General features: G+C 46.2%; 3 protein-coding genes. All 3 read right to left on the bottom strand.

Annotated features, from left to right (window positions below; all coding sequences use genetic code 11):
• Positions 1 to 1,452: phage tail tape measure protein (locus C161_RS19315; RefSeq protein ID WP_036672079.1), on the bottom strand; the 1,452-nt coding region annotated here is incomplete at its 3' end.
• 12 nt (positions 1,453 to 1,464) lie between these two features.
• Positions 1,465 to 1,815, bottom strand: a complete 351-nt coding sequence (locus C161_RS32590) for a hypothetical protein (protein WP_162163203.1) — start codon at positions 1,813 to 1,815, stop codon at positions 1,465 to 1,467.
• The coding region (locus C161_RS32595; RefSeq protein ID WP_036672082.1) for a hypothetical protein at positions 1,754 to 2,087 on the bottom strand (334 nt) is incomplete at its 5' end. The genes C161_RS32590 and C161_RS32595, both read right to left, overlap by 62 nt.

Below are 2,087 nucleotides of genomic sequence, written 5' to 3' on the forward strand. Positions count from 1 at the left end.
CACCTGGATGGAGAGGTCCAATAGAATATCTTCAGCTTTACGCCATTGTTCGACGCCATCGACAACCTCTTTGGTTTTGACACCAAGACGCTCAATTTCATCCACGGCTTTATCTGTCCGGATTGTACCCAGAACCGTTTTCCACATGTTACCCAAATTTTCCCCGGATAAGGCTGTATTCCGCACACCGGAGGAGATCAGCCCGTTCATTACGTCGAACGATACGCCTGTTTCCGCGGCTATCTTACCAGTACGTTGGAAGGCAGCTCCCAGGTCACGGGCTGGAGCCATCGTATCATGTGCAACTTTAGACCAAGAGTCCAAAACCCGGTTACCTATTACCATGGCATCATTCGCATTACTGATGTGTACACCATACTGAGACATAACGGATTCCATAGATTTGGTTGCGTCTTCGAGTTCCACCATATCTACCGTTGACAACTTTGTAGACTGACGGACAAGCTCCTGAACCACATTAACATCCTTGTACATCCTGCCCCAAAGCCGCGCCGATTCGGTTACATCCAATATGTTTGATCCAAGTTCGTGAGCAGTTTGGATAAAGGCTTTTGTCTCACGGTTTAGCTTTTGTGTATCCATAACCATCTTGTTGGTGCCATCTTCGAAATGCACAAAATAATGCTCATTGGTCTGCACGTAACCGGCCATGTTTGATTCGATGTCAACCAATCCTTCTTTCATGGCCTGGGTGACTTCGTGCATCGCTTTGTACATCGTATGGAAGACAACGGCATGTGAAGCCATGTCTCCTATTCTACCAATCCAACTTTTAGAGACAGCATCCATTGTGGACCCCATCCGTTTGGTTTGCTGTTCAGTTTGTGACAAGGCTTGTCTGATCCGTTGTTCCTCTTGTAACACTTTTTCCCTGAGAGCTTCCTCTTTACGTTGTCGCTCAGTCAAGGCCATGCGAATCTTCTGTTCCTCTTGTAGTACGCGCTCTCTCGTCCGGTCATCCGTTCCTGTCCCCGTTGCCTTTGCTGCCTCCTGCCCGGTCTTAACAGAACGATTCTGAAGAATCTGCATCTTTTGTTGATGTTCACGTTCGGATTGCTCAATCTGTTGATTACGCCTTTTGATCAAGGCTTGCTGAGCCTGCATTTTAGCATCAATCAAGCGATTAGTTTGCTCCAACTGTTGAGCCCTCGCACCAAGCAAGGCAGTTTGAGCAAGTTTTTGCTTATGTTGAGCTTCAACTTCAGCGAGTATCTTTTGGCGGCGTTGATCCGCAGTTAAGGCCATCTTATCCATTGCTGATGATATATTCTTGTATGACTTCTCAGCGGATGATAACTCAGCATTCAGCGCCTTGAACGCATCAGCATTACCTTTAGCACCCGTATCAATGTTTTTAAATGATTGTAGCACTGTACCAGTGTCTAGTTTTATCCGCGCAGCAACGACATCTCTATTTGTACCCTCTGCCATATTGCCTCCTTCCTACCTTGGTTGGAAGAAACCAAGATCAGATAAGTATTTTGCTTTCTTCGGCTTTTTGTTTTCAACCGAACCTCCATGAAGAGTGATTTCAAATTCACGGGAGCGCTGTTTTTCATTCATCAGTGCTCGGATTTTAGGTATGGTCATATTAGGCCACTCTGTATCAGATATACCGTTGCTGATACAGAGTGCCCATAGACCCATCCAGTCTGTTCCTGGTTGATCTACTTCACCTTCATCCGAATCCTCATCATCGTCAGCGGAATCAGGATCTGGAGGAAAAGATTCTTTATAGAAATCGATCCAAAACGTTATCCAAAGCCTGGATGCCCTCCATGTCCACTTGTTCATACTCTTCATCCGTTAGGCCCTCAACAAAAATAAGATCGAAGGCTTTTTGATACGCCTGCTCAATAGCCGGACAGTCAATAGCTGGGATATCCTGCTCACCAACTTGCGTTGCTTCAATTGCATCCCGTCCAATTACATAGCTGAAGCGAATACCACCGAGGTTCTTCGCATGCTGCCGTACTTCCCGGATCAACTTTATTGTCCCGACCTTGATAGTCTTTTGGATACCTTCAGCCAAACGTACGGTGCTGCCAATGTTTAAAGTCTGGTCC

Source organism: Paenibacillus sp. FSL R5-192 (assembly GCF_000517845.1).
Classification (GTDB): Bacteria; Bacillota; Bacilli; order Paenibacillales; family Paenibacillaceae; genus Paenibacillus; species Paenibacillus amylolyticus.